This is a genomic window from Bifidobacterium sp. (assembly GCF_051876855.1).
GTDB lineage: Bacteria > Actinomycetota > Actinomycetes > Actinomycetales > Bifidobacteriaceae > Bifidobacterium.
In genome coordinates this window covers 1-1,571 of sequence record NZ_JBJEIH010000069.1, presented here as the reverse complement: position 1 = coordinate 1,571, position 1,571 = coordinate 1, and the positions used below count along the sequence as shown (strand labels likewise).

General features: G+C 56.1%; 2 protein-coding genes. Both read right to left on the bottom strand.

Annotation, left to right across the window (positions count from 1 at the left end; genetic code table 11):
* Window positions 1-137: 137 nt before the first annotated feature.
* Entirely contained in the window at window positions 138-944 is an 807-nt protein-coding gene (locus ACI38B_RS04760) for a hypothetical protein (RefSeq protein WP_439729747.1), read from the bottom strand.
* A partial coding sequence (locus ACI38B_RS04755) for a NucA/NucB deoxyribonuclease domain-containing protein (protein WP_439729746.1) occupies window positions 931-1,571 on the bottom strand: 641 nt, incomplete at its 5' end. The genes ACI38B_RS04760 and ACI38B_RS04755, both read right to left, overlap by 14 nt.

Below are 1,571 nucleotides of genomic sequence, written 5' to 3'. Positions count from 1 at the left end.
CCTCGGTTAGTGTGACGTCATACCCGGCGGCGATCCGCTGCGCATCCTCACGGGTGAGCCCGGGGCGGAGCCTGCGAACCGCGGTGCCGCCTTTTTCGGCGACCTTGGCCTCATACTCGCGCAACGCCTCGGTAACCTCATTGAACGCCATGACCGTCTCCTTCCTGAGTGTCGTCGGCATTCCTGTCCACTGCCTTATGGTTATGCTGTAACTCGTCTTGTTGCGCGGCTGCGGCAAAGCTCAACATCTCTTGGAGCGTGATACCTTTGCCGGACTGGTCGCCGGAATACGCGGGATCTTTAATCGGCTTGCCGCCGTTGCGTTTGACACGTTCATGGTAAATGCTCATCTGCCGTGTACGATCGACCCTGATTTGCCCATCGGGGTAGATACGCCACAGGCCGGATTCGATGCATTGCTCGCACATGCTGATGAAATCAGGCAATGTCCAATATTCCCCGCGATACAGCGCATAGGCACCATTCGCTCCGCCTCCGGGGTAGATGACGCATTGGCGCTTTATCGGCCAATCCACTATGGCGAGACGCGCCCCAAGAGAGTAATAGGCAATCGGTATCGCGTCACGTACGTGGTGTTGTACATCGGCCTCATCGTCACCGGGCAGGCGCAGCGGTGTTTCGCGGTCGGGGCATTCTTGTTCCAGCATGGTGAGTGTGGATTCGAGGCTGGGGAAGGAATACCAGGCGACGATGCCGGGCTGGCCGGTCCACCCGTTGTCCTCCCACGGGCCGGCGGCATCACCGTCATGCCACATCCACAACGCGCGCGCATCCTGCGGCAATACCGCGTTATGCTGCCGACACAGGTCATCGATCCGTTGACCGTCCAACCCCGGACGCAGCCTGCGGACCACATCAGCGCCACGCGAGGCGAGGAAATCCTCATACCCGCGCAACGCATCCAACGATTCACTCAGCGACATCGCACACACCTCCTGTAGGAACGACCAAGCTTTTCGAAACGTTTTTTGGAATAGGGATGAAATAGAAATCATGTCCAGCAGAAAACTGGCAGCGTTGATAGTAGTGAGACAAGAAAGCACCTTGGCTTCTGTTGCTGGAGCTGCTGATACGTTTAAGTGAAGGGCGTGGTACCGCTTTCCCTCCTCCTTGTAGTGTGGAGAAGAACGGGAATTCGTCGCAATCCGTATCGGCTACGACATTCGTAGTGCATTCAGGTTCACTGGAATACCAATGCCGGTTTCCACGGTCCTCGGGCTGAAGGTAATTCAGATGCACCCATGTGGGGTTTGTCTTCATCGCTTCAAGGTCATGTTCCGATGCCTCCTCGGGCTTGTCTCCGCCTGAAATGAATATTGCGGATGTGGAGCAGATTCTCTTTGCTGAGCGAGTGCTGTTCATGCTGATAATGCCTCGGAGAATATCAGTGACACATTCTCGCTCAACCACCTCAGCAGCAGCTGCTTCGTAATTTTGTGCTGCAAAGCGTTTACCGGCCATATGCCAGATGTCGGAGTTGAATTGTTGTGGTATTCGTTCGGTCCAGGGGATTGAGTGGTCGGGTATGCGGACTTGCTCGTTGCCGTCGA